This is a genomic window from Micromonospora sp. SCSIO 07396 (assembly GCF_053667945.1).
Genome location: NZ_CM132210.1, coordinates 401,308 through 426,219 on the forward strand (window position 1 = coordinate 401,308; position 24,912 = coordinate 426,219).

A 24,912-nucleotide genomic window follows, 5' to 3' on the forward strand; every position below is an offset into this window, starting at 1 on the left:
AGGCCGGGCGGCGGCGGCCCGGCGGGTGGCCCGCCGGCCGTCGACCGGCCGGCCGGCGTCGGGCCGGTCAGCCACGGGTCTGCCGGGCGACCTCGGCGACCACGTCCTCCAGCCGGCCCGAGCGGGCGAACACGGCCCGCTGCCGGGCCGCCCCGGTGCCGTGCCGGCGCAGCGTGGCCAGCAGCTCGGTCACCTCGGCCAGGTCGTCGTGCGCCGCAAGCGCCGGGCGGACCCGCTCGACCAGCCGGTCGACCAGTTCCCAGGCCGGGCGCAGTTCGCCGTTGGCCAGGTCGACGCCGTCGCCCTCCAACCCGTCGTGGGCGGCCCGCCAGTGCGCGGCGACCAGCAGGTGGTGGTCGGTGTTCACCGGCGGACGGCCCGCCGCCACGTCGTCCATGGCGGTGGCGACCAGCGCCCGCACCAGCCCCGCCACCAGCACCGCGTCGTCCACCGACGGGCAGACGTCACCGATGCGGACCTCCACCGTCGGGTACTTCGCCGACAGCCGGGCGTACCAGTAGAGCATCCCCTCGTCGAGCATCACCCCGCTGGCGATCAGCTGCCTGATCAGCCGCTCGTAGTGCTCGTACGACTCCAGGTAGGGCGTGGGCGCGACCGACGGCCAGCGTTCCCACTCGACGGACCGCCAACTCGCGTAGCCGGTGTCGACCCCCTCGGAGAAGGGCGAGTTGGTGGTCATCGCGTGCAGCACCGGCAGCCACGGCCGGATGTGGTTGAGCACCTGCACGCCGGTGTCCGGGTCGGGCACGCCCACGTGCACGTGCATGCCGTTGTTGCCGGGGCCGGGCACCAGCAGCCGGAACCGGTCGATCATCCGGTCGAAGCGGGGCTTGTCCACCACCGGCGGCACCGGTCCCGCCACCGGCCCGGTGCCGATCGCCAGCACCCGGACGCCGGCCCGCTCGGCGGCGTCGGCCAGCGCGCCGCGCAGCACGCCCAGCGAGTGCCGGATCGAGCCCAGGTCCAACCCGGGCGGGCTGCCGATCTCGATCTGGCTGGTCTGGAACTCCCGCTCCACCTGCCCGCGCAGCTCGGCCGGCACCTGCTCCATGACCAGGTCGACGGCGGGCACCGCGGCACCGGTGTGCGGATCGACCAGGAGGAACTCCTCCTCCACGCCCACCGTGAGCCGGTCGGGCCCGGTCCGCTCCGGAGCCACCGCCCCGGCCGCCACCCCACTGGTCATCGCCATCACCGTCCGTCCCGTCCCGCCGCGGCGGGAGCGCCGCGGTGCTGTCCGCCCATTACCCGCGGTGTCCGGCGGAGAAAACGCGACACGGCGCGTCATCGCGCCGGATGCTTACCATGACCCGGTCCCGCCGACCGGTGCCGTGCCGCACCCCCGCCCCGACCTGGAGCGGGTCGGGGCGGGAGCGTGAGGGAGGCCAGGTGACCCCGACGACGACGCCCCGGGTGACGCCCCCGACCCCGGCGCGGCGGCCCGGCCATCCGGCCCGGCCACCCGGGCGGGACTGGCGGCGGCAGGTGCCCCGGACGTTCGCGGCGCTGCTGTGGTTCATCGCCGCGATCTGCGCGCTGGCGGCGGTCAGCAGCGCGGCCAACGCCGAGTTCCAGCCGATCCGGACCACCATCGACACGCTGCTGGTGCCGGCCCCGGCCAACCTGGCGTACGCGGTGTTCCTCGGCACCCTCGCCGCGGCGGTGCTGCGCCACAAGCGACTGGCGTACTGGGTGCTGGTCGTCTACTTCATCCTCAGCCTGGTCGTCGGCGTGCTGACCGGCCTGCTACTGGTGACCGTCGGCGCGGACCAGCTCACCGACGACGCCGGCCGACGGCTGTTCACCCTGGTCGAGACCGTCGGCGTCTGGGTGGGCATCGGCTTCGCCGCCGTCGCGCTGGCGCTGCTGCGGGCCGCCCGGCGGGAGTTCTACGCCCGGGTGCGCAGCGGCAGCACCCGACGCGCCCTCGGGGTGTTCTTCGGCCTCGCCACGGCGGCCGTCGGGCTGGGCTACCTGCTGCTCACCGCCGTGCCCGGCAGCCTGCACAGCTGGCTGGACCGGGTCGGGTACGCCATCGAGAAGGTCTTCGGCGGCGCGATCACCCTGGACGTCACCCGGCAGGGTCAGGCCCCCGGCTGGGTCAACCTGCTGCTCGGCGGGATGGGCGCGGTCGCCTTCCTGGCCGGCCTGTTCACCCTGCTGCGCTCCCAGCGCGCCGCCGCCGTGCTGCACCCCGACGAGGAGCAGCGGATCCGGGAACTGCTGGCCCGCTACGGCGACCAGGACTCGCTCGGCTACTTCGCCACCCGACGGGACAAGGCGGCGATCTTCTCGGCCAGCGGGAAGGCGGCGCTGACCTACCGGGTGGTCAACGGGGTGAGCCTGGCCAGCGGCGACCCGGTCGGCGACCCGGAGGCGTGGGGTCCGGCCATCACCGCGTGGCTGGACCAGGCCCGGGAGTACGCCTGGACCCCGGCGGTGATGGGGGCCAGCGAGGCCGGCGCGCGCGCCTACCACCGGCACGGGCTGAAGGTGCTGCAACTGGGCGACGAGGCGATCCTGCTGGCCCGGGAGTTCGACCTGGGCGGGCGGGACATGCGCCCGGTCCGGCAGGCGGTGCACCGGGTCGAGCGGGCCGGCTACACCGCCGGGGTACGCCGGCACGCCGACATCCCGCCGGACGAACTGGCCGCCCTCGCCGCGCTGGCCACCCGCTGGCGGGACACCGAACACGAACGCGGCTTCTCGATGGCGCTGGGCCGGCTCGGCGACCCGGCCGACGGCGACTGCGTGCTGGTCGAGGCCCGCGACGACACCGGCCGGGTACGGGCGCTGCTGTCGCTGAGCCCGTGGGGTGGCAACGGGCTGTCGCTGGACCTGATGCGTCGGGACCGCACCGCCGAGAACGGGGTCACCGAGTTCATGGTGGCCTCGCTGCTCGGCACGGCCCCCCGGCTGGGCGTCGAACGGGTGTCGTTGAACTTCGCCGTGTTCCGGTCGGTGTTCGAGCAGGGCGCCCGGATCGGCGCCGGCCCGGTGATCCGGCTGTGGCGGCGTACGCTGCTGTTCTTCTCCCGCTGGTGGCAGTTGGAGTCGCTGTACCTGTCCAACGCCAAGTACCAGCCGCACTGGACGCCCCGGTACCTGTGCTTCGGCGAGCGGCGGGAGTTGGCCCGGGTCGGGTTGGCCGCCGCCGTCGCGGAGGGCTTCGTCGCGTTGCCCGGCGGCCGGCCGTCCCCGCTGCACGGGGCACCTCCGGCCGGTGGCGGGGTGGGGTTCGTGCCACCGGACGCGGCCACCGTGCACGCGGTCAGCCCCGAGCCGGCGCACGGGCAGCAGCCCGAGCAGGTGCGGGTCCGGCGGGCGAAGCTGGACCGGCTGCGGGCGCAGGGCGTCGATCCGTACCCGGTGGGGTGGCCGCGTACCGACGACTGCGCGGCGGTGCGGGCCCGGCACGCCGGGCTGGCCCCGGACACCGGCACCGGGGAGACCGTCTCGGTGGCCGGGCGGGTGCTGCTGGTCCGCGACCACGGCCGGGTCTGCTTCGTCACCGTCCGCGACGGCAGCGGCGACCTGCAACTGGTGCTGGAGAAGGAGCTGGACCGGTGGCGGGCGACCGTCGACATCGGCGACCACGTCGGCGCGACCGGCGAGGTGTACGCCACCCGGCGCGGCGAGGTGTCGGTCCGGGTGGCCGACTGGCGGCTCACCGCCAAGTGCCTGCGCCCGCTGCCCGACAAGCACCACGGCCTGGCCGACCCGGAGGCGCGGGTCCGCCGCCGCTACCTGGACCTGGCGACCAGCCCGCAGGCCCGGGACCTGCTGCGTGCCCGCAGCGCCACCCTGACCAGCCTCCGGCGGACCCTGGTGGAGCGGGACTTCCTGGAGGTGGAGACGCCGATCCTGCAACGGGTGCACGGGGGCGCCAACGCCCGCCCGTTCGTCACCCACAGCAACGCCTACGACCTGCGGTTGACCCTGCGGATCGCCCCCGAGCTGTATCTCAAGCGGCTCGCCGTGGGCGGCGTCGAGCGGGTGTACGAGCTGGGCCGGGTGTTCCGCAACGAGGGCGTCGACTTCAGCCACAACCCGGAGTTCACCGTGCTGGAGGCGTACCAGGCGTACGCCGACTACCACGACATGCGGGAGCTGGCCCGGGAGCTGATCGTCGCGGCGGCGGTGGCGGTGCACGGGGCTCCGCTGGCCCGTCGACCGGGCACCGGGGAGCTGGTCGACATCGACGGGCCGTGGCCGGTGCGTACGGTGCACGAGGCGGTCTCCGAGGCGCTGGGCGAGGAGGTGACCGTCGACACCGACGCCGCCACCCTGCGCCGTCGCGCCGACGCGGCCCGGGTGCCGTACGACCCCGGGTGGCAGTGCGCCGAGCTGCTGCTGGAGCTGTACGAGCGGCTGGTCGAGGCGCGTACCGACGTGCCCACGTTCTACCTGGACTTCCCCACCGAGGTCTCCCCGTTGACCCGCCAGCACCGGGCCGATCCCCGGCTGGCCGAACGGTGGGACCTGGTGGCGTTCGGGATGGAGCTGGGCACCGCGTACTCGGAGCTGGTCGACCCGACCGAGCAGCGGCGGCGGTTGACCGCCCAGTCGCTCAAGGCGGCGGGCGGTGACCCGGAGGCGATGGAGCTGGACGAGGACTTCCTCACCGCGCTGGAGTACGCGATGCCGCCGACCGGTGGCCTGGGGTTGGGGGTCGACCGGTTGGTGATGCTGCTGACCGGCAGATCCATCCGGGAGACGCTGCCGTTCCCGATGGTCCGCGAGTCGTCGTGACCCGCCCGCACCGTGATCCGGACCCGGCGGCCCGTGGGGGCGGCGGACACCTGGCCGCCCGGACCGGGGCGGCGGTGGCGTTGGCGGCGGCGGCGGTCTGTTACGCCTCCTGGCTGCTCGCCCCGGTGTTCAACCCGGGGCTGCGGCCGGTGGAGAGTTACCTGAGTGAGCTGGCCGCCCGTGACCAGCCGTACCACCTGGTCTTCCAGCTCGGCGACGTGACGACCGGGCTCTGCGCGACGGCGGCCGGGCTGCTGCTGGCCCGGGTGGCCCGGGAGGTGCCTCGGCCGGCCTGGTGGGGGTTGCTGGTGTTCGGTGTGGCCACCGCCGTCGACGGCGGGTACACCTCGATGGACTGTGCCCCCTCGATCGATGACCGCTGCGCCCGGCTGGAGGAGCTGGGCGAGCTGTCCTGGCGGCACCAGGCGCACACGGTCACCTCGTCGGTGGCGGTGGCCGGTGCGCTGCTCAGCGCGGTGGCGGTCCTCGCCGTGCTGCGCGGTCCGGCCCGCCGCCGGGCGGGGCTTTCGGTGGCGGTGGTGCTGGCGGTCGGCACGGTCGGCACGCTGGTCGCCACCCTGCACCCCGAGTGGGGGCTGGGCCTGTGGCAGCGGGTCCAGCTCGCCGGCCTGTCCGGCTGGCTGCTGCTCACCGCCGCCGTCGCCCGGTGGGGCCCCGGCCCGGAGCGTCAGCGGTGACCGGCCCGCCCACCCCCGACCCGGGGTCGCGGGCCGGCGGGCCGGGGGTGCTGCTCTGCCCGGGGCTGGGGGAGGGGGCGGCGACCTGGGACCGGCTGGTCCCGCCGCTGACCGCCGCCGGCTACCTGGTGCGCCGGCTGGACCGGCCGGACGACGCCCGGGTGCCCACCCTCACCGCCGAACTGGCCCGCCTCGACGCGGCGGTGACCGGGCTGGACCGGCCGGTGCTGGTGGCGCACTCGGCGGCGGCGTTGCCCGCCGAGGCGTACGCCAGGCGGTATCCGGGGCGGCTCGCCGGGCTGGTGCTGGTGGACCCGAGCCTGGTGGACCCGGACGGGGCGGCCCGGTGGCGGTGGTGGTCGGCGCGGACGGCCGGCACGGTGGCGGCCGGGGCGTCGGTGTTGGCCGGGGCGCTCGACCGGTCCGGTCTGGCCCGCCGGTACGGCCCGGGTGCCTGGCGTCGGGCGGTGCGCCCGATGAGCGTCCGCCCGCCCGACCCGACCGCCGCGGCGGCGTACGGCTGCGGATCGGTGCTGGTCGGGGCGCTGGTGCAGTGGCTGGCGTACCCGGCGGTGGCGGCGGAGCTGGTGGCGTTGCGGGCGGTGACGGCGACACCGACGCTGCCGGTGCGGGTGTTGACCGCGCTCGGCGACGTGCCCACCCCGGCCGGTCGGGCGGCGTGGCGGGCCGGACACGCCGCGCTGGCGGCGAGCTTCCCTGCCGGCCGGCAGGAGGTGTTGCGGGACGCCCGGCACCTGCTGCACGTGGACCTGCCGCAGACGGTGGTCGAGGCCGTCGCGGCCCTCCGACGTGACAGCGGGTCCTAGGCTGACGGCATGTCGGGGCTGCGGGTGGTGACGGGTCTGTGGGCGTACGCGCTCGTCGGGCTGACCCTGCTCGCGGACCGGCCGGGTGACCTGCTGGCGGGTGCGGCGGTGGTGGCCGCGTTGCTGCTCGTCACCCTGCTGACCACCCGTTCCCGGCCGGCCTCCGGCCCCGGCACGGGGCGGCGGGCGGCCGGGTTACGCGACCGGGCCCGGCGTCGACGCGTACCCCGGCAGGTCGATCCGGACGCGGCGGGCCGACCCCGCCCCCGGGCACCCGGGGGTTCCCTCCCGGTCGGGTGGTCCCCGGTCGCGGGCTGATCCCGCGCGCCGCCGACCCCGACCGGTTCCGTCGTCATCCGTCCCACGGTGGACCGCCCCGACCGCCCTGACCGGCGGCCGGTCGCCGTCCCGTGCGGACCTCCGGAATCGGACCGAGGGGTTCCCCATGCTCGCCTTCTCACCTGTGCACGACGCGGCTGCCGCCGCGGGTTCCGCCGTCGGCTGGCTCGCCGGGCTGCTGACGCCGCTGGCCGGCGGGGCCGCCACCGCCGCCGCGATCGTGCTGTTCACCATCGCCGTCAGGCTGTTGATCTCACCGCTCACCGTCGCCCAGGTCCGTGCGGAGCGGCGTCGCGCGGCGCTCGCCCCGCAGCTGCGCCAGCTCCGGCAGCGGTACGCGGCCGATCCGGCGACGTTGCAGGCGGAGCTGTTCGCGCTCTACCGCGCGGCCGGGGCGTCGCCGGTGGCGGGGTGCCTGCCGGCGCTGCTCCAGGCACCGTTCTTCCTGGTCATGTACCGGCTGTTCGGCACCGGTGACGGTGCGGTCGGGCTGCTCGACGCGCGGCTGGCCGGGGTGCCGCTGGGCTGGCACCTGGGCGACGGGCTGACCCCGTCGGTGCTGCTGGTCTTCGGGGTGCTGCTGGCGGCCCTGGCCGGTCTGGCCACGGTGCTGTCCCGGCGGGCGGCGGCGTCGGCCGCCGTCCCGGCCGACCAGCCGGGGGCGGCGCTGCTGGCCCGGGTGCTGCCGCTGCTGCCGTACGGCACGGTGCTGCTGGCGCTGGTGGTGCCGTTGGCGGCGGTGCTCTACCTGGTCACCACCACCGCGTGGACGGTGGCCGAGCACGTGCTGCTGCGTCGACCGCAACCCGTGCCGGTCGACGCCATCGACGAGCGTTGACAAGTGGTGGGGCGGGAGCGTAGAAAGCCGCTCAGAGAGCGCTCTCTTGCTCCCGTCCCCCCAGAGAGGCATCCCGATGAACGCTGTCCCGGCGGCTCCGGTCGCCCCCACCGCCCCGCGCCGGCCCCGCCGCCGGCTCGCCCTGGCGGTCACGCTCGCCGCTGCCACCGCGCTGACCGGCGTCTCGGTCGCCGCCCAGGCCGCCGTCCCGACGCCGCCGTCGGGGTGGAGCCTGATGTGGAGCGACGACTTCACCGGCGCGGCCGGCACCCTGCCGTCCTCGGCCAACTGGATCGTCGACACCGGCACCAGCTACCCGGGTGGCCCGGCCAACTGGGGCACCGGCGAGATCCAGACGTACACCGGCAGCACCGCCAACCTGGCCCACGACGGGTCCGGCAACCTGCGGATCACCCCGCTGCGCGACTCTGGCGGTCGGTGGACCTCGGCCCGGATCGAGACGGTCCGCACCGACTTCAAGCCCCCGTCGGGCGGGGTGCTGGCGATCGAGGGGCGGATCCAGATGCCCAACGTCACCGGTGCCCAGGCGGCCGGCTACTGGCCGGCGTTCTGGGCGCTCGGCTCGCCGTACCGGGGCAACTACCAGAACTGGCCGGGCATCGGCGAGATCGACGTGATGGAGAACGTCAACGGGCTCAACCAGGTCTGGGGCGCGCTGCACTGCGGGGTGGCCCCCGGCGGCCCGTGCAACGAGTTCAGCGGGCTGGGCGCGACCCGGGTCTGCCCCGGCAGCGCCTGCCAGGCCGCCTTCCACACCTACCGCACCGAGTGGGACACCTCGGTCAGCCCGCAGCAACTGCGCTGGTACGTCGACGGCCAGCTGTTCCACACCGTCACCCAGACCCAGGTCGGGGCCACCTACTGGGCGCAGATGACCGGCCACGGCGGCTACTTCCTGCTGCTCAACGTGGCGATGGGCGGCTCCTTCCCGGACGGGGTGGCCGGTGCCGTCACGCCGACCGGCTCGACCGTCTCCGGCCGGCCGATGCTGGTCGACTACGTGGCGGTCTACCGCCGGGGCGGTGGCTCCACCCCGACGCCGACCCCCACCACGCCGGCCCCGACCACGCCGCCGCCGTCGGGCACCGTGGACGCCTACTCGACGATCCAGGCCGAGGCGTTCTCCGGGCAGAACGGGGTGGCCGTCGAGACCTGCGCCGAGGGTGGCCAGAACATCGCCGCCCTGCGCAACGGTGACTGGGCCCGCTACGACAACGTGGACTTCGGCACCAGCGGTCCGCGCGACTTCCTGGCCCGGGTGGCCTCCGGCGCGGCGGGCGGGGTGAGCGGCCTGGTCGAGGTGCGGGTGGACAGCCCGACCGCCACCCCGATCGGCAGCTTCGCCGTGGCCAACACCGGCGGCTGGCAGAGCTGGCGGTCGGTGCCGGGCAACGTGTCGGCGGTGACCGGGCGGCACACCGTCTACCTCACCTTCAGCAGTGGTCAGTCGGCCGACTTCGTCAACGTCAACTGGTTCACCTTCCGCCGCTGAGCGGTCCGCGCGGGGGTCCGTGCCGGTGTGGCGCGGGCCCCGCGCCGGTGGGCTCTGGACATTAACAGTTAAGAGTCCTAATAATAGGCGCGGACGTGGACGACGGTGGATGTCGTCCCGGCGGTCCCACCCCCGGACCGCGTCCACCGGCCCGCGCACCCGGACCGGTCACCCCCCTTGACGCCCCCACCCCCGGTCCACTGGAGGCCACCCGTGAGACTCCGCTCCCCCCGCGCGGCCACCCTCGCCGTCGCACTCGCCGCCGCCCTGGTCACCGGCACGCTCGTGGCCCCGCCGGCCGCGTCCGCCGCCACCGCCGCCTTCGTCCGCACCGCCAGCTGGGGCAGCGGGTACGAGGCCAAGTTCACCGTCACCAACGACACCTCGACCGCGATCAGCTCGTGGACCGTCGTGTTCGACCTGCCCTCGGGCAGCACCGTCGGCTCGTTCTGGGACGCCCGGCTGAGCAGCTCCGGCCAGCGCGTCACCGCCCTCAACCAGAGCTGGAACGGCAGCCTCGCGCCGGGTGCCAGCACCACCTTCGGCTTCGTCGTCGCCGGCACCGGCGACCCGACCAACTGCACGGTCAACGGCGCGTCCTGCACCGGCGGCGGCCCCGGCAACCCGACCGGCCCGGCCACCCCGGGCGGGCTGCGGGTCACCGGCACCACCGCGTCGTCGGCCACGCTGGCCTGGAACGCCGTCTCCGGCACGGTCACCGGCTACCGGATCTACGAGGGCGGCACGGTGAAGGCCACCGTCACCGGCACCTCGACCACCGTCTCCGGGCTGGCCGCCTGCTCCACCCACAGCTGGACCGTCACCGCGTACAACTCCGCAGGGGAGTCGGCGAAGTCGGCAGCGGTGTCGGCCACCACCACCGGCTGCACCGGCGGTAACGGCACGATGGCCGCCGCCCCCTACCTCTACCCGGGCTGGGGCGACCCGCCCGCGCCGGCCACGGTGATGGGGGCGACCGGGGTGAAGTGGTTCACCATCGCGTTCGTGCTCTCCGGCGGTGGCTGCACCCCGGCCTGGGACGGCTCCGGGCCGCTCACCGGGGGCGCCCACGCCAACACCATCGCCGCGATCCGGGCGGCCGGCGGCGACGTCATCCCGTCGTTCGGCGGCTGGAGCGGCAACAAGCTCGGCCCGAACTGCGCGTCCGCCAGCGCCCTCGCTGGGGCCTACCAGCAGGTGATCAACGCGTACGGCCTGAAGGCGATCGACATCGACATCGAGAACAGCGACGAGTTCGAGAACGAGGTGGTGCAGGACCGCATCCTCGGCGCGCTGAAGATCGTCAAGCAGAACAATCCGGGGATCAAAACGATCATCACCTTCGGCACCTCGACCACCGGGCCGTCGTACTACGGCACCCGGCTGATCAACCAGGCCGCCGCGCTCGGCGCGAACATCGACACGTTCACGATCATGCCGTTCGACTTCGGTGGCGGGGCGAACATGTACCAGAACAGCGTCAACGCCGCCGAGGGGCTGAAGGCCACCCTGAAGTCGGCGTTCGGCTGGTCCGACGCCACCGCGTACACGCACATGGGCATCAGCGGCATGAACGGCCTGTCCGACCAGCGGGAGCTGACCTCGCCGGCCACCTGGACGCAGCTGCGGGACTGGGCCAAGGCCCGGGGGCTGTCCCGGTTCACCTTCTGGTCGGTCAACCGGGACCGGGCCTGCCCGGACGGGGGAGTGGTCGCCAACTGCTCCGGCATCAGCCAGGGCACCTGGGAGTTCACCTCGATCACCGCGAGGTTCTGAGCACCGCCCGGTGGGGCCGGCCGCTCCGGCGGACCCCACCGGGTAGTGGGCAGTGGGCCCCTGGACGGGTGGTGGCGCGACAGGGGGCACCTCTAAGCCCCTGGTACGACCGGCCATACCCGCCGAGGAGCGGGAGTACGAGCGGCAGCACTTGGCCGACCTGCTCGACGCCATGCAGGCCCAGAGGTAGCCATGCCGAAGGCCTATCACTCACACTGCGACCACCCGCTCACCAGCGCTGCCCGTAAGCGGTGCCGGGATGCGGGCGGGCTCGCACAGGCCGCCGAGCCACACCCGAATGCGACCACCGCAGACCCGACCGGGCAACCCACCGTGTCTCCAGCGGAAGCGCGACGAGGCTGTGCGGGTCGAGGACGGACTGGTTGTGCTTGAAGACCTCACCGATCCTGACGTACGTGCCACGGTCCGGCGCATTGCGGCAGACAAGAGGCTTGGCTTGAGCTGCGGTTACTCGCCATTGGCCTGCATCACGCAGCGCTGACCGTCAACGACGCCACCTGAACAGCTCGGCCACGGCCTTGATGATGCCGGGCCGGTCCTTCGGCTCGGCGCCCCGCGTGGCGAGAGCTAGAGCGATGAGCTTCCCTGCGACGAGCACACTGATGATCACAGCGATGACCCAAGGCCCAGCGCCCATGACTGGCTCAAGGTTGGCGATCCACACTTCTTACCCTCCTCCCTGGTCGGGCGAGGGTGCATAAACCCAGCCCGGCCAGTGCGTCAACACTGGTCTGGCTGAGTCCGCGTTCCGGCGATCGTGGATCTCAGTACCGAGGAGCACTCGCCTCTCGGGTCTTTCCGATGGTGCCACCTACCACTTGGTATGGGTCAAACGCTGGCTACTCTGCCGCCGGAGCACAGAGAGCCCTCCTCGTACCCGGCATCGCGCCGTTTGCGTCCATCCCGGACGCTGGAATGAGGGTTAAGCACCCAGCCATCGCGGCTTGGGTGGTCTGGATGAAGTGTACCCGGCCGGTGCCACACTCGCGATGACCGCGCGAAGGGTGCTTGAGATCGCCGCAGAGACGCGGACCACCCGTGCGAGTCGGAACATTTCAGCGCGCAAGAACCTTGGTGCAGGCTGTGACGAACCAGGGCCCTCTGGCTGGCTAAGAGTTGGGAGTCTGAATATTCCTCGTCTTGGCTGCGGCGTCAGACCACTCACCTTGCCTAGGGGGTACATCCACCCACCCTTTCGCTGGTTTCGGCCGTCAGCGTGGCTCTGAGGGTGCCTGGTGCGCTTGTTGTCGCCGGGGTGTCTGGGGTGTGCGGTACCCTTGGGGCTCGACCTCTCGGGGCGGACTGGCTGCTTGGCTGGGGGTAGCGCGTGACGCGCGTTGCCGGGGTTGAGGGTGGAAGGTTCTGGCGTTCAGGAGGATCGTTCGAAGAGCGAGTTACGGGGGAGCTTCTTCAGTGCGGAGCTGGAGGCGTGGACCTAGCGGTCCGCCGGTCGGTGCTGCCTGTCAAGCGATCTTGAGTCGTCGTTGCCAGTTGGGCGACTACATAGTGTTGCGAAGAACGTGAGGGCGATGATCGCCCGTGCGTCGGTGCAACCCTCTCTTCCCACTAGATACCGTGGTCCGAATGCCGGACATGCACAACATCTAGTAACTACGCAGATGTGGTTCGGCTTGACGACATCGAGATCTCCCCCTACTGTGAGCTACGAGATGAGAAGAGCCCCGGCCAGATGCCGAGGTTCGACATCCGTCCGGGGCTCAGTGCAACTTTGGCGGCTGCACTTGAACTCTACAACTGGACTGGCTGGACCGGGTCCCGACCCCGATCACATTCCTGTTAACGGATGGCTCGCCTCATGCGTATCCGCTGCTCAGTCGGTGGGCGCAGGGAGATAGGTCGATGGAGTTCCAAATCCGTAAGGCCCAGGGCAACCAGCGGTACTACTGGCGGATCGTCGCCAGCAACGGCCAGGTGCTCGCCACGTCGGAGACCTACTACAACAAGAGCGACGCGCAGAGCGCCGCGCAGTCGGTCAAGTCGAACGCCGCTTCGGCTCCGATCGTGGACTACACCGGGACCGGCGCGTACAGCCGCTGGTGATCTGACGGAGCTGCCCCCGGTGCGGAACCTTCGTGCCGGGGGCGCTCTGTGTTGTGGTCCCGGTTGGGTCGGTCCTCGTCGGCGGGGCTGGGGCGGTGCTTTGCAATCCAGGCTCGGACCGCCTTGCCATCCCAGACGCGGCCCATCTTCAGGGTGACCACGGGTCGAGGTCGGGGAATCCCTTGCGGCAAGTAAGGGACCTGCGATGAGGGCGCCTCTGCCTGCGGCGGGTGACCTGATCCAGGTGACCCGCGCGGCCAGCGTCCAGTTCATCAAGCCCATCCACTTCCGAGTGATCCGCGTGCTCGACTGGCCTACCTACGATGGGTGGGTGTGGCTGGACGGGTATCAGCTTGACGCCCGGGGCGACGCGGTGGCCCGACGGTCGATATTCGTGCAGCCAGCGGGGTTGTTCATCCAACGACGATCCGCCCCCGCGCCGGTCGGGCACCGCTAGGAGCAAGGCGGCTCGGGCGTTGACCTCTCCGACGCGTGATAACAGGGCTTGAGCGCCGGTGAGGTCGCTATCGACCAGGCAGTCCCTCGCCGCCCCATACGCCTGATCGACCTGCGCCTTGAACCGATCGAACGCCGCGAGTATGTCAGTGGTCACTTGGCGGCCTGCTGCTTGGCGTGGTTGGCCCGACACGCAGCCCGGCCCTGAGGTTTCCCGGGCCGACGGTCTCCCGATCTCGCGTTCCCCCGGGCAGGTGATCTGTGCCGGTCGGGCGGCGCGGTGGTCCGGTCAGCGGTCGGCGGTCACCGATCGGCGGTCGTCCCGGTCGCGGCGGGAGCGGATCTTCTTGCTCACCCAGCTCACGACCATGACGGCGAAGACCGCGAAGATGGCGTAGTTGAACCAGTCGCTGTACTTCTCCACGTCCTGCCAGCGCGAGCCCAACGTGTAGCCGAGACCGACGACCAGCGCGTTCCACACCCCGCTGCCCAGCGTGGTGAGCAGCACGAACTCGCCCATCGGCATCCGGTTCGCGCCGGCCGGGACGGAGACCAGGCTGCGCACCACCGGCACCAGCCGGCCGATCAGCACCGCCCACCGGCCGTGCCGCTCGAACCAGCGGTCGGCCTTCTCCAGGTCGTCCCGGTCGACCAGCGGGATGCGGTCCAGCCAGTGCTTGAGCCGTTCCTCGCCGATCGCCGCGCCGAGCCAGTAGAGCACCAGCGCGCCGACCAGCGAACCGACAGTCGCGGCGACGATGATCAGCACCAGGCTGAACCGGCCCTCGGCGGCGAGGTAACCGGCCATGGCCAGCACGATCTCGCTCGGGATCGGCGGGATGATGCTCTCCAACGCCACCAGGAAGGCGACGCCTACCGCGCCGAGGGAGTCGATGACGCCCGCCACCCATCCGGTCAGCCCGGTGAACTGGTTCGGGTCGACGTTCTCGGCGAGAGCCATGGGCGTCCTTCCAGCGGGCCGGCGGGATCGGACAGTGGTACCCAGCCGACCGCCACTTACACCCTGCGGGTGAGTGAGCCCACCCCGTCCGCGCCCGCCCGGGCGCTGCGACCTGCGCCGTCGTGCCGACCGGGCGGCGCCGCCGGCTGAGCCGGGGATCAGTCGCAGGGGTGCAGTTCCCGGTCCGCCGGCCCCTGCCGCCAGCCGGTGAACCGGACGGTCAGCCCGCCCCGGGTGGGCGCGCAGCAGAACGGCCCGGCCAACGCCACCGCGTCCGGGTCGAGCGGGGCGAGCCGGACCAGCCGCCACGGCCCGTCGGCGACCCGGGCCCGGACCGTCAGCGCGTCGCCGTCGCGGCTCGCCCGCACGGTCACCTCCCGGCCCTGCCAGTCCGGCACCGGGGCCACCGACCAGTCGGAGAACTCCCTGGTCACCACCGCGCCCACCTGCGGCAGGCCGTCGCTGACCTCCACCCCGGCCTTGATCCAGTTCCGCTCGTCCACCCGCACCAGCACGCCGGCCTGGTCGAACTGCTCCGTGTAGTCGAGCAGGAAGTCCACCTCGACCGCGCCACCGGCCGGCAGCGGGGCGAGCAACGCCGGCCCGTCGTCGTGGACGAAGCCGTAGCCGGTGTGCCGCCACAGGTCGCTGTTGGCGGCCGGCTCCACCAGCAGCGCGCCGTCGTCGGTCCGGTCCACCCGTACCGGTGGGTGCAGCCACCGGCCCTCGTCCCAGTCGAGCGTGCGGGAGCCGTCCGTCGGATGCGCAGCCATGCCCGGACCGTACCCCCGCAGGGTCGGGGTCGGAACGGGGCTCGCGTTTGCGGCGGCGGCGCACCGGAGACATTAGGCGGGCATGGGTGACAGGTGGTATTCCGAGGCCGTCGTCTACTGCCTCGACGTCGACACGTACGCGGACTCCGACGGTGACGGGGTCGGTGACTTCCGGGGCCTGATCGGCCGGCTCGACTACCTGGCGCGGCTGGGGGTGACCTGCCTCTGGCTCAACCCGATCCATCCCTCGCCCAACCAGGACGACGGATACGACGCGACCGACTTCTACAACGTCGACCCGCGGCTGGGGACTCTCGGTGACTTCGCCGAGCTGCTGCACCAGGCGCAGAACCGGGGCATCCGGGTCATCATCGACCTGGTGGTCAACCACACCTCCGACCAGCACCCGTGGTTCCAGTCCGCCCGGTCCTCGCCCGACTCGCCGTACCGTGACTGGTACGTCTGGGCCGACCACGAGCCGGCGGACCGGCACCAGGGCATGGTGTTCCCGGGCGAGCAGCACGAGACGTGGAGCTACGACCGGACCGCCAAGGCGTGGTACTACCACCGCTTCTACAAGTTCCAGCCGGACCTGAACATCGAGAACCCGAAGGTCCGCGAGGAGATCAAGAAGATCACCTCGTTCTGGCTCCAGCTCGGCGTCTCCGGGTTCCGGATGGACGCGGTGCCGTTCATCATCGAGCGGACCGAGCCGGGGAACCCGGACGCGCCCAAGGACTTCGACTTCCTCACCGACCTGCGGCAGCACGTGCAGTGGCGGCGCGGCGACGCGGTGCTGCTGGCCGAGGCGAACGTCGAACCCGACCAGCTCCCGGTCTACTTCGGCGACGGCAGCGGCTCGGGCAACCGGATCCACATGCTCTTCGACTTCATGCTCAACGGCCGGCTGATGCTCGCCCTCGCCCGGGAGGACCCGGAGGCGATCATCGACGCGCTGCGCGACACCCCGAAGCTGCCCACCGGCGGCCAGTGGGCCACCTTCCTGCGCAACCACGACGAGATCGACCTGTCCCGGCTCACCGCCGACCAGCGCAACGACGTGCTGGCGAAGTTCGGCCCGGACGAGAACATGCAGCTCTACGGCCGGGGCATCAGGCGGCGGCTCGCCCCGATGCTCGGCAACGACAGGCGGCACATCGAGCTGGCGTACGCGCTCCAGTTCTCGTTGCGCGGCACGCCGGTGCTGCGCTACGGCGAGGAGATCGGGATGGGGGAGAACCTCGCGCTGGACGGGCGGGACGCGATCCGTACCCCGATGCAGTGGTCGTACAAGGAGAACGGCGGCTTCTCCACGGCGGACCCGGAGAAGCTGATCCGCCCGGTGATCGACCAGGGTGACTTCGGCTACCAGAAGGTCAACGTCACCGCCCAGCGGCGCGACTCGACGTCGCTGCTGGCCTGGTTCGAGCGGATGATCCGTACGCTGCGGGAGGCCCCGGAGATCGGCTCCGGCTCGACCACGCACATCGACGTGCCGATGCCGGCCGGGGTGCTCGCGCACCGCGCCGACGGCCCCACCGGCACCATGGTCTTCCTGCACAACCTCGGCACCGAGGACGTGGAGGTGGACCTGAGCAGCGTGGCCCCCGAGGCGGACCTGCCGATAGACGTCCTGACCGACCGGGGTTACGGCGACGTGGGCAAGCTGGACAGCCTGAAGCTGGGCGGGCACGGCTACCGCTGGATCCGGCTCTGCCGTTCCACCACCTACTGACCGGCAGGCCCGTCGGCGTCCCGGCCGGGACGCCGACGGGCGTCGGGGCGGGTAGGCTCCTCGGTCGAGCCAGAAGTTACCGGGAGGTAGTCATGTCGGAGGAGTCCCGCGTCGCCATCGTCACCGGAGCCGCGCGCGGCATCGGCGCGGCCACCGCCCGTCGGCTGGCCGCCGACGGCATGGCCGTGGCCGTGGTCGACATCGACCAGGCGGCGACCGGGCCGACCGTGGAGGCGATCACCGCCGCCGGTGGCCGGGCCCTCGGCGTCGGCGCGGACGTCGCCGACCGGGACCAGGTCGAGGCCGCCGTCGAGCGGGTCGCCACCGAACTGGGCGGGCCGACCGTGCTGGTCAACAACGCCGGGGTGTTGCGGGACAACCTGCTGTTCAAGATGACCGACGCCGACTGGGACACCGTGCTGGGGGTGCACCTGCGCGGCGCGTTCCTGTTCAGTCAGGCCGCCCAGCGGCACATGGTCGAGCAGAAGTACGGCCGGATCGTCAACCTCTCCAGCACCTCCGCGCTGGGCAACCGGGGCCAGGCCAACTACGCGGCGGCCAAGGCCGGCCTCCAGGGCTTCACCAAGACCCTCGCGATCGAGCTGGGGCCGTTCGGGGTGACGGTCAACGCGGTCGCCCCCGGCTTCATCGTCACCGACATGACCGCCGCCACCGCCGCCCGGATGAAGGTCGACTTCGACGACCTCCAGAAGCACGCCGCCGCCGAGATCCCGGTCCGCCGTCCGGGCCGCCCGGAGGACGTCGCGCACACCATCTCGTTCCTGGTCAGCGAGGGCGCGTCCTTCGTCTCCGGCCAGGTCATCTACGTCGCGGGCGGCCCGAAGGACTGACCGGGGCCGGTGCGCCCGCGCCGGGCGCCGACGTCAGGCGTCCGCGTCAGGCGTCGGCGGCGTCGCGGGTGCGCCACAGCCAGAGCAGGCCCAGCACGGGCAGCACCAGCGGAATGTAGCCGTACCCGCTGCCGAAGCCGGACCAGACCGTCTCGTCGGGGAACAGTTCGGGGTCGACCAGGCTGAGCACCCCGACGCCGACCACCCCGACCAGCTCCACCGAGCAGCAGGCCAGCGCGACCCGGCGACCGGTGTGCCCGGCGCGGGCCAGCCCGACCGCCGCCACGATGTAGATCAGCGCGGCCAGCGCCGAGAGCAGGTACGCCACCGGTGCCTCGTCGAACTTCGTGGCGATCTGGAGCCCGGCCCGGGAGGTGGCGGCGATGGCGAACAGGATGTAGACGGCGATCAGCAGCCGCCCCGGCCCCGCGTTGGTGGCGCGTCGCGCCGTCGGTGTGTCAGCCACCGACGACCTCCCAGGTCTGTTGCAGCCGGACCACGACCACCGGCAGGACCAGGCAGACGGCGCAGACGATCGCCGACCCCCACCTGGTCGGTTCCATCCGGGCCAGCACCCAGGCCAGCGGGGGCAGGCAGACCAGCGTCACCAGGTAGCCGAAGAACGCGCCCGGCTCGCCCGGCCGCTCACCCCCGGTGACGGCGACCAGGGCCAGCACGGTCAGCGCGAGCAGCGCCACCTCCAGCAGGCCCAGGCCGACGGACTGCACCAGGTCCGGCGGCCGGTGCCGGACCGCCGCCACCAGCGCCCACAGCGCGAGTACGAGCGACAGCCCGATCGTCACGGTGGCGAGCACCCCGTCCACCGGCGAACCGGCCGCCGCCGCGCCGGTCATCGCCGCCATCCGATCGGTGTCTCGGTCACCGGCACAGCCTACTAACCGGCGTAGTAATCGCCGTCGTCCCGGTCCCCGTCCCGAATGCCCCGGTCCCGGTCCGGCGAACCGGTCCCACCGGAGTGGGCGGTGTAGACGGCCGGTCGCCACGCGGACGCCGGCGCTCCCGGCCCGGTCCCGGCTGCGTCGCCCGGCGCTCCCGGCCCGGTCCCGGCTGCGTGGCCCGGCCGGGGCGGCTAGCGTGGGTGACGGCCACGGTGTCGCGTGGCCCGACGAGACCGGGGGTACCTCGTGCTGCGGTTCGGCCTGTTCGGCACCGGTCACTGGGCGGCACAGACGCACGGCGCGGGGCTTGATGCGCATCCCCGCGCCGAGCTGGTGGGGGTCTGGGGACGCGACCCGGAGAAGGCCGCCGCGCTGGCCACCCGGCACGGCGTCCCGGCCTTCGACGACGTCGACGCGCTGCTCGACGCCTGCGACGCGGTGGCCGTGGCACTGCCCCCGGACGTGCAGGCCGGGATCGCCGTCCGGGCCGCCTCCGCCGGCCGGCACCTGCTGTTGGACAAGCCCCTGGCGCTGACCCTCACCGACGCCGACCGGTTGGTCGCGGCGGTGCGGGCCGCCGGGGTGGCCTCGGTGGTCTTCTTCACCCAGCGGTTCCACCCGAACGTCGACGGCTTCCTCACCGCCGCCGCCGCAGCCGGCGGCTGGCACCACGCCCGCGCCACCCTGTTCGCCTCGATCTACCAGCCCGGCAGCCCGTACGCCGGCTCCTCCTGGCGGCGGGAGCAGGGGGCGCTGTGGGACATCGGACCGCACGCGCTCTCGATCGTGGTGCCGGTGCTCGGCCAGGTCACCCGGGTCGCCGCGCTGGACGGCCCCGGTGGGATGGTGCACCTGCTGCTCACCCACGACGGCGGTGCGACGAGTGCGCTGTCGCTGACCCTGGATGCGCCGCCGGCTGCGCTGACCCGGGACGTCGTCCTCTACGGCGACGACGGTGTCGAGGCCGTACCGCCGGGCGACGGCAACGCGCTGACCGCATTCGGTACGGCCGTCGACCAACTGCTGGGGCAGGTCGACTCGGGTGACCGGGACCACCTGTGTGACGTCCGGTTCGGCCGGGAGGTGGTGGCGGTCCTGGCGGCTGCGGAGACCGCCCGCGCCGAGGCCCGTACGGTCGACCTCCAGCCCTGAGCCCCGCCCCTTGCCGCCCCCGGTCAGGCCGGTCGGTGGTCAGGTGGGGCGTCGGCCGGCGTGTCGGTGACGGGTTCGAGGTGACCACGGGTCACCGGTCGCCGACATCGGTGCTCGCTCGCCGACGGAACGGCTGGTCCCGACCGGCTCACCCCGCCAGATGTGCGGGCCACGCGGGGGCTGGCCGGATCGGCGGCCGGCGAGGTCGTGGTGGAACGCCGGAAAACGCGTTGCGCACCGTGGGGTGTGCGCTAGCGTGGCCGCCATGTGTATGCACGCCCTGATCACCGTGGCCGTCACGTCGGCCGCGCGGGGCCCCCTCCTGGTGGCCCGCCCGCGAGTCCGGCGTCCGGCCCTGGCCGGCCGGGACGCCCACCGCGCCTGACCCGAAGCACCACCCCGGCCTGCCACCGGCTGCGCTCTCTTCGCGTCGCGTCCCCGCCGATCTCTCCAGGGCCGTCCGAGTCCCGATCCACTCGGACAGGCCCGGCAGCGTGCTGCGCCTGTCCGTACCGTCGCCGAACGGCGACAGACAGGACGAGCCCCGTGACGCCCCGCCCCGACCGCACCACCGCACGCGACCGGTCCCGTCGCGTACTGTCCCAGAACTTCCTCGCCGACCCGGCCGCCGTGGCCCGGATGGTCCGGGCGGCCCGCACCGGCCCGGACGACCTGCTGCTGGAGGTGGGTGCCGGGCGTGGCCAGCTGACCCGGCCGCTGGCGCAGCGGTGCGGCCGGCTGATCGCCTACGAGGTCGACCCGGGCGTCGTCCCCGCCCTGGCGGCGATGTGCGCGACGCTGCCGCACGTGCAGCACCGGCAGGCCGACTTCCTGACCGCCGCGCCACCCGACGAGCCGTTCGCCGTCGTCGGAAACGTTCCCTGGTCGCTGACGGCGGCGGTGGTCCGCTGGTGTCTCGCCGCGCCCCGGTTGCGCGCGGCCACCCTGCTCACCCAGTGGGAGTACGCCCGCAAGCGGACCGGCGACCTCGGCCGGTGGAGCCGGCTGACCGTGCTGACCTGGCCGGAGTACCACTGGCGGCTGTCCGGCCGGGTGGCCCGGACCGCGTTCCGCCCGGTGCCCGGCGTCGACGGGGGCATCCTGCGGATCGAACGCCGGCCGGCGGCGTTGCTGGACCCGGCCGGGCTGCCCGCGTACCGCAGGATGGTGGAGCTGGGGTTCGGCGGGGCCGGCGGGTCGCTCGCGGCCTCGCTGCGCGCGGCCCATCCGGGCCGGCGGGTCGACGGCGCGCTGCGGGCGGCGCGGCTCGACCCGGCGACCCCGGTCGGGTTGGTCTGGCCGGAGCAGTGGCTGGTGCTGTTCCGGTTGCTGCACGCCCCGACGGCACCGCGGCGCGCCGGTGGTCGCCGGTGGTGACCGACCGGGGCGGGGGTGGGCCGGGCGGCGGCTCAGGCGAGGGTGCCGAGGGCCTCGTTCAGCTCGGCCGGGTCGTCGAACTGCCCGGCGGGCAGCGCCCGCAGCATCTGGAGCAGCTCGGTGCTGGCACCGTTCTCCTGACCCCAGCGGATGAGGTCCTCACGGGAGACCGGGTAGTCGAGCCCGGCCAGGTACTCCTGCAACTGCATCCCGGTGACGGTCATGCCGCCGGCTACCCGTTCCACCCGCCGACACACCGGCCGCCGCGCACCGGACGGCGGTTTGTCCGCCGACCCTGCCGGGTAGCCCCGCCCATGCTGGTACAGCGGCTCGGTACGCCGAGCGACTTCGACCCGCTGCTGGAGCGCGCCCGGAACGCCCGGGTGGTGATGATCGGCGAGGCGACGCACGGCAGTTACGACTACTACCGGTTGCGTGAACAGCTCACCCGACGCCTCATCGCCGAGCAGGGGTTCGACTTCGTGGCGGTGGAGGGGGACTGGCCGGACTGCGACCGGGTGCACCGGTCGGTGGTGGGCGCGCCCGGCGGCGCGCAGGACCCGCGTACCGCGCTGGGCCGGTTCACCCGTTGGCCGACCTGGATGTGGGCCAACGCCGAGGTGGACCGGTTCTGCCACTGGCTGCGGGCGTGGAACCTGGAGCGCCCGGAGCGGGACCGGACCGGTTTCCACGGGCTCGACGTCTACAGCCTGTGGGAGTCCATGCAGGCCATCTTCGACTACCTCGGCGAGGAGGACCCGAAGTCGATGGAGGCGGCGCAGGACGCGTACCGGTGCTTCGAGCCGTACGGGCGGCGGGTCGAGGAGTACGGCGCGGCCAGCCGGTTCGTCTCGGCGCGCTGCGAGGAGGAGGTGATCCGGCTGCTGTCGCGTACCCGGGCACACGTCGCCTCGGACGGCCCGGACGCGTTCGCGGCCTGGCAGAACGCGGAGGTGGTGGCCGGCGCGGAGCGGTACTACCGGGCGATGGTGCACGGCGGTCCGGATTCCTGGAACGTGCGCGACATCCACATGGCCGACACCCTGGACCGGCTGCTCACCCGGTACGGCCCGGGGTCACGGGGGATCGTCTGGGCGCACAACACCCACATCGGGGACGCCCGTGCCACCGACATGGCCGGCGACGGGATGGTCAACATCGGTCAGCTCGCCCGGGAACGCCTCGGCCGGGACGCGGTGACGCTGATCGGCTTCGGCGGCTACCGGGGCACCGTGGTCGCCGCCCCGCACTGGGGTTCACCGGCCGAGGTGATGACGGTGCCGCCGGCCCGGGAGGGCTCGGTGGAGTGGCGGCTGCACGGGTTGCTGCCGGAGCGGGCGGTGCTCGTCTTCGGTGGCCCCGACCAGCCCGACTGGGTCACCGGCACCGTCGAGCACCGGGCCATCGGGGTGGTCTACGACCCGACCTTCGAACGCTGGGGCAACTACGTGCCGACCCGGCTGGCCGACCGCTACGACGCCCTCATCTGGTGCGACCACTCCACCGCCCTGCACCCCCTACCCACCCACCCCACCGTAGGCGAACTAGAAACCTACCCCACCGGCCTCTGACCCCACTCCTGCGTGGATCATGGAGTTGTGGTGCCGGACGAAAGGGGCGAAAGCCCCCAGATCGGGCACCACAACTCCATGATCGGCAGGGGTCAGGCGTTGACCGGCTGTTTGTCGAGGTGGGCGCGGAGGTTTTCGCCCTCGATGTCGACGTTGGGGAGGGCCCGGTTGAGCCAGCGGGGGAGCCACCAGGCCCTGGTGTTCAGCAGGGACATCACGGCGGGGACGATGGTCATCCGGACCACGAAGGCGTCGATGGCGACACCGACGGCGAGCGCGAAGCCCATCGACTTGATCACCGGGTCGTCGAGGAAGACGAAGCCGCCGAAGACCGAGATCATGATCAGCGCGGCGGCGGTGACCACCCGTGCCCCGTGCCCCATCCCGTTGATGGTGGCCTGCCGGGCCGTGTCGCCGTGCACGAAGTCCTCCCGCATCCGGGAGACCAGGAAGACCTCGTAGTCCATGGCCAGGCCGAACAGGATGCCGATCAGCAGGATCGGCAGGAAACTGATCAGCGGGGCCGGGCTGTCCAGGCCGACCAGACTGGCGAGGTGGCCCTGCTGGAACACCGCGACGGTGATGCCGAAGGTGGCGGCCACCGTGAGCAGGAAGCCCAGCGCGGCCTTCACCGGCACCAGGATCGACCGGAAGACCAGCATCAGCAGCAGGATCGACAGCCCCACCACGAGCAGCAGGTAGACCGGCATCGCGTCGGACAGCTTCTCGGACACGTCGATGCCGATCGCGGTCACGCCGGTCAGCAGCACCTCGGCGTTGCCGATCGAACCCACCCGGTCCCGGATGTCGTGGACCAACGTCTCGGTGGCCGCGTCGGTCGGCCCGCTCTTCGGGATCACCCCGATCAGCGCCGTGCGGCCTGACGGGTCGAGCTGCGGCGGGGCCACCGCCAGCACCCCTTCCGTACGCTGGACCAGCGCGGCGACCTGCGGCACGGCGGCTGCGGTGTCCTGTGGCGAGTCTGCGGTGACCACCACGACGAGGCGGCCGGTGAAGCCCGGACCGAAGCCCTCCCGGATCAGGTCGGCGCTGGTGCGGGCCGGGCTGCCCACCGGGGCGGTGCTGGCGTCCGGCAGGGCGATCCGCATGTCCTGGGCGGGCAGGGCGAGCAGCCCGAGACCGAGCAGGCCGACCAGGATCACCGGGATACGCAGCCGGGTCACCCACTGCGCCCAGCGGAACCCGAAGCCGGAGCGGTCCTCGGCGGTCGGCACGGCGTCGACGGCCTCGGTGGCCCCGGCCGGCGGAGCGTTGCGCAGCTTGCGGGGCAGCACCCGGCGACCGGCGAACCCGAGCAGCGCCGGGGCGAGGGTGATCGCCACCAGCACCGCCACGCTGACCGTGCCGGCGGCGGCGAGACCCATCACGGTGAGGAACGGGATGCCGACCACGGCGAGGCCGGCGAGCGCGATGACCACGGTGGCGCCGGCGAAGAGCACGGCGGAACCGGCGGTGCCGACGGCCCGGCCGACCGCCTCCTCCGGGGTGAGCCCCTCGAGCAGGTGCTGCCGGTGCCGTGAGGTGATGAACAGCGAGTAGTCGATGCCGACCGCCAGGCCGAGCATCAGGGCCAGGATGGGCGCGGTGCTGGTCAGCTCGACCACGCTGCTGAGCGCGAACAGGCCGGCCATGCCGACCCCGACGCCGATCAGCGCGTTCAGCATGGTCATCCCGGCCGCGACCAGCGAACCGAACGTGATGATCAGGACGATCGCGGCGACGAGCACACCCAGCGCCTCGGTCGAACCGACCTCCGGCTCGGAGTTGAGCACCTCACCGCCGGGGGCGATCTGCCACCCCTGCGCCTCGGCCTGCGCGCCGACCTTCTCGTACGCCGTCCGCTGGTCGTCGGTGACGTCGTCCGCGCCGGTGGCGAACTGCACCTGGATCAGCGCGTAGCGGCCGTCGGGGGTGATCGCCTGGGACTGGTACGGGTCGACCGCGCCGACCACGCCGGGCAGGGTGGCCGCCTCCTGGACGACCCCCTTCACCACGGCCTGCCCGTCGGGGGTGGTCAACTGGCCGTCGGCCGGTGCCTTCACCGCGATGGTGCCGGTGGCGCCGCTGGCTGCCGGGAACCGCTCGGCGAGCAGGTCCAACGCCTGCTGCGACTCGGTGCCGGGCATGGTGAAGTTACTGGCCGTCGGGCCCCTCAGGGTGGCGGCGGCGATGCCGAGGCCGACGAGTACGACGAGCCAGACGGCGATGACGAGTCGCCGGCGGCGCAACGATGCCCGGCCTAGCCGGTACAGCAGGGTCGCCATCAGATC

21 protein-coding genes and 1 pseudogene are annotated in these 24,912 nt (G+C 72.9%); 14 read left to right on the top strand and 8 right to left on the bottom strand.

What is annotated here, in order from left to right; translation table 11 throughout:
• Window positions 1–67: 67 nt before the first annotated feature.
• Window positions 68–1,207 carry a carboxylate-amine ligase gene (locus ACWCHM_RS01860; RefSeq protein WP_281894624.1) on the bottom strand — a complete coding sequence of 380 codons (1,140 nt, stop codon included), beginning with the start codon at window positions 1,205–1,207 and terminating at the stop codon, window positions 68–70.
• A gap of 203 nt (window positions 1,208–1,410) precedes the next feature.
• Between ACWCHM_RS01860 and lysX the strand changes: the two genes are divergently transcribed.
• From lysX to ACWCHM_RS01895, 7 genes are all read left to right on the top strand, one after another.
• Window positions 1,411–4,773, top strand: coding sequence for a bifunctional lysylphosphatidylglycerol synthetase/lysine--tRNA ligase LysX (gene lysX / locus ACWCHM_RS01865; RefSeq protein WP_454221340.1), 3,363 nt, complete (start codon window positions 1,411–1,413; stop codon window positions 4,771–4,773).
• Window positions 4,770–5,471, top strand: a complete 702-nt coding sequence (locus ACWCHM_RS01870) for a DUF998 domain-containing protein (protein WP_454221341.1) — start codon at window positions 4,770–4,772, stop codon at window positions 5,469–5,471. Before lysX ends, ACWCHM_RS01870 begins: the two co-directional genes overlap by 4 nt.
• The gene (locus ACWCHM_RS01875; RefSeq protein WP_454221342.1) at window positions 5,468–6,298 is read left to right on the top strand and encodes an alpha/beta hydrolase; all 831 of its coding nucleotides are present in this window, start codon (window positions 5,468–5,470) and stop codon (window positions 6,296–6,298) included. Before ACWCHM_RS01870 ends, ACWCHM_RS01875 begins: the two co-directional genes overlap by 4 nt.
• A 9-nt stretch (window positions 6,299–6,307) precedes the next feature.
• Entirely contained in the window at window positions 6,308–6,616 is a 309-nt protein-coding gene (locus ACWCHM_RS01880; RefSeq protein WP_307821117.1) for a DUF6412 domain-containing protein, read from the top strand.
• Between the two features lie 127 nt (window positions 6,617–6,743).
• A complete protein-coding gene (locus ACWCHM_RS01885) occupies window positions 6,744–7,475 on the top strand; it encodes a YidC/Oxa1 family membrane protein insertase (protein ID WP_454221343.1) in 732 nt (243 codons plus the stop codon).
• Window positions 7,476–7,551: 76 nt separating this feature from the next.
• Window positions 7,552–8,988, top strand: a complete 1,437-nt coding sequence (locus tag ACWCHM_RS01890) for a carbohydrate-binding protein (RefSeq protein WP_454221344.1) — start codon at window positions 7,552–7,554, stop codon at window positions 8,986–8,988.
• 213 nt (window positions 8,989–9,201) lie between these two features.
• Window positions 9,202–10,764, top strand: coding sequence for a cellulose binding domain-containing protein (locus tag ACWCHM_RS01895; protein ID WP_454221345.1), 1,563 nt, complete (start codon window positions 9,202–9,204; stop codon window positions 10,762–10,764).
• Between the two features lie 505 nt (window positions 10,765–11,269).
• Here ACWCHM_RS01895 and ACWCHM_RS01900 read toward each other — a convergent pair.
• A complete protein-coding gene (locus tag ACWCHM_RS01900; protein WP_454221346.1) occupies window positions 11,270–11,449 on the bottom strand; it encodes a hypothetical protein in 180 nt (59 codons plus the stop codon).
• Between the two features lie 1,196 nt (window positions 11,450–12,645).
• Here ACWCHM_RS01900 and ACWCHM_RS01905 point away from each other — a divergent pair.
• Both ACWCHM_RS01905 and ACWCHM_RS01910 read left to right on the top strand, forming a co-directional pair.
• A complete protein-coding gene (locus ACWCHM_RS01905; RefSeq protein ID WP_387008824.1) occupies window positions 12,646–12,846 on the top strand; it encodes a YegP family protein in 201 nt (66 codons plus the stop codon).
• 205 nt (window positions 12,847–13,051) lie between these two features.
• On the top strand, window positions 13,052–13,303 hold the full coding sequence (locus tag ACWCHM_RS01910; protein ID WP_454221347.1) for a hypothetical protein: 252 nt from the start codon (window positions 13,052–13,054) through the stop codon (window positions 13,301–13,303).
• A 288-nt stretch (window positions 13,304–13,591) separates the two neighbouring features.
• Here the strand turns inward: ACWCHM_RS01910 and ACWCHM_RS01915 are convergent, their stop codons facing one another.
• Window positions 13,592–14,263, bottom strand: coding sequence for a DedA family protein (locus tag ACWCHM_RS01915; RefSeq protein ID WP_454221348.1), 672 nt, complete (start codon window positions 14,261–14,263; stop codon window positions 13,592–13,594).
• Window positions 14,264–14,421: 158 nt separating this feature from the next.
• Window positions 14,422–15,036 carry a DUF1349 domain-containing protein gene (locus ACWCHM_RS01920; protein ID WP_421490192.1) on the bottom strand — a complete coding sequence of 205 codons (615 nt, stop codon included), beginning with the start codon at window positions 15,034–15,036 and terminating at the stop codon, window positions 14,422–14,424.
• A gap of 82 nt (window positions 15,037–15,118) precedes the next feature.
• On the opposite strand from ACWCHM_RS01920, the gene ACWCHM_RS01925 reads away from it, so the two are divergent.
• Together ACWCHM_RS01925 and fabG are read left to right on the top strand one after the other, a co-directional pair.
• Window positions 15,119–16,771 carry an alpha-amylase family protein gene (locus tag ACWCHM_RS01925; protein WP_454221349.1) on the top strand — a complete coding sequence of 551 codons (1,653 nt, stop codon included), beginning with the start codon at window positions 15,119–15,121 and terminating at the stop codon, window positions 16,769–16,771.
• 92 nt (window positions 16,772–16,863) lie between these two features.
• The gene (gene fabG, locus ACWCHM_RS01930; RefSeq protein WP_204957974.1) at window positions 16,864–17,622 is read left to right on the top strand and encodes a 3-oxoacyl-ACP reductase FabG; all 759 of its coding nucleotides are present in this window, start codon (window positions 16,864–16,866) and stop codon (window positions 17,620–17,622) included.
• Here the strand turns inward: fabG and ACWCHM_RS01935 are convergent.
• Both ACWCHM_RS01935 and ACWCHM_RS01940 read right to left on the bottom strand, forming a co-directional pair.
• Window positions 17,595–18,088: pseudogene (locus ACWCHM_RS01935) on the bottom strand (hypothetical protein). The gene fabG and the pseudogene ACWCHM_RS01935 sit on opposite strands and share 28 nt — an antisense overlap.
• A complete protein-coding gene (locus tag ACWCHM_RS01940; protein WP_431915589.1) occupies window positions 18,081–18,485 on the bottom strand; it encodes a hypothetical protein in 405 nt (134 codons plus the stop codon). The pseudogene ACWCHM_RS01935 and the gene ACWCHM_RS01940 overlap by 8 nt, the downstream one beginning before the upstream one ends.
• Before the next feature lie 282 nt (window positions 18,486–18,767).
• Between ACWCHM_RS01940 and ACWCHM_RS01945 the strand changes: the two genes are divergently transcribed.
• Together ACWCHM_RS01945 and erm are read left to right on the top strand one after the other, a co-directional pair.
• On the top strand, window positions 18,768–19,673 hold the full coding sequence (locus ACWCHM_RS01945) for a Gfo/Idh/MocA family protein (RefSeq protein WP_454222994.1): 906 nt from the start codon (window positions 18,768–18,770) through the stop codon (window positions 19,671–19,673).
• 546 nt (window positions 19,674–20,219) lie between these two features.
• Entirely contained in the window at window positions 20,220–21,050 is an 831-nt protein-coding gene (erm, locus tag ACWCHM_RS01950; RefSeq protein WP_454221350.1) for an ErmE/ErmH/ErmO/ErmR family 23S rRNA (adenine(2058)-N(6))-methyltransferase, read from the top strand.
• A gap of 32 nt (window positions 21,051–21,082) precedes the next feature.
• On the opposite strand, the gene ACWCHM_RS01955 is transcribed toward erm, so the two are convergent.
• Complete coding sequence (locus ACWCHM_RS01955) at window positions 21,083–21,274, bottom strand: DUF2795 domain-containing protein (RefSeq protein WP_204958215.1); 192 nt, start codon at window positions 21,272–21,274, stop codon at window positions 21,083–21,085.
• 90 nt (window positions 21,275–21,364) lie between these two features.
• On the opposite strand from ACWCHM_RS01955, the gene ACWCHM_RS01960 reads away from it, so the two are divergent.
• A complete protein-coding gene (locus ACWCHM_RS01960) occupies window positions 21,365–22,621 on the top strand; it encodes an erythromycin esterase family protein (RefSeq protein ID WP_454221351.1) in 1,257 nt (418 codons plus the stop codon).
• Between the two features lie 92 nt (window positions 22,622–22,713).
• Here ACWCHM_RS01960 and ACWCHM_RS01965 read toward each other — a convergent pair whose 3' ends face one another.
• Window positions 22,714–24,906, bottom strand: a complete 2,193-nt coding sequence (locus ACWCHM_RS01965) for an MMPL family transporter (RefSeq protein WP_454221352.1) — start codon at window positions 24,904–24,906, stop codon at window positions 22,714–22,716.
• Window positions 24,907–24,912: the final 6 nt, after the last annotated feature.

Coding starts and splice junctions, on each gene's coding strand:
- ACWCHM_RS01860 (WP_281894624.1), bottom strand. CDS start 1,207: ATGACCAGTGGGGTGGCGGCCGGGGCGGTGGCTCCGGAGCGGACCGGG.
- ACWCHM_RS01880 (WP_307821117.1), top strand. CDS start 6,308: ATGTCGGGGCTGCGGGTGGTGACGGGTCTGTGGGCGTACGCGCTCGTC.
- ACWCHM_RS01885 (WP_454221343.1), top strand. CDS start 6,744: ATGCTCGCCTTCTCACCTGTGCACGACGCGGCTGCCGCCGCGGGTTCC.
- ACWCHM_RS01890 (WP_454221344.1), top strand. CDS start 7,552: ATGAACGCTGTCCCGGCGGCTCCGGTCGCCCCCACCGCCCCGCGCCGG.
- ACWCHM_RS01905 (WP_387008824.1), top strand. CDS start 12,646: ATGGAGTTCCAAATCCGTAAGGCCCAGGGCAACCAGCGGTACTACTGG.
- ACWCHM_RS01910 (WP_454221347.1), top strand. CDS start 13,052: ATGAGGGCGCCTCTGCCTGCGGCGGGTGACCTGATCCAGGTGACCCGC.
- ACWCHM_RS01915 (WP_454221348.1), bottom strand. CDS start 14,263: ATGGCTCTCGCCGAGAACGTCGACCCGAACCAGTTCACCGGGCTGACC.
- ACWCHM_RS01920 (WP_421490192.1), bottom strand. CDS start 15,036: ATGGCTGCGCATCCGACGGACGGCTCCCGCACGCTCGACTGGGACGAG.
- ACWCHM_RS01925 (WP_454221349.1), top strand. CDS start 15,119: ATGGGTGACAGGTGGTATTCCGAGGCCGTCGTCTACTGCCTCGACGTC.
- fabG (WP_204957974.1), top strand. CDS start 16,864: ATGTCGGAGGAGTCCCGCGTCGCCATCGTCACCGGAGCCGCGCGCGGC.
- ACWCHM_RS01940 (WP_431915589.1), bottom strand. CDS start 18,485: ATGGCGGCGATGACCGGCGCGGCGGCGGCCGGTTCGCCGGTGGACGGG.
- ACWCHM_RS01955 (WP_204958215.1), bottom strand. CDS start 21,274: ATGACCGTCACCGGGATGCAGTTGCAGGAGTACCTGGCCGGGCTCGAC.
- ACWCHM_RS01960 (WP_454221351.1), top strand. CDS start 21,365: ATGCTGGTACAGCGGCTCGGTACGCCGAGCGACTTCGACCCGCTGCTG.
- ACWCHM_RS01965 (WP_454221352.1), bottom strand. CDS start 24,906: ATGGCGACCCTGCTGTACCGGCTAGGCCGGGCATCGTTGCGCCGCCGG.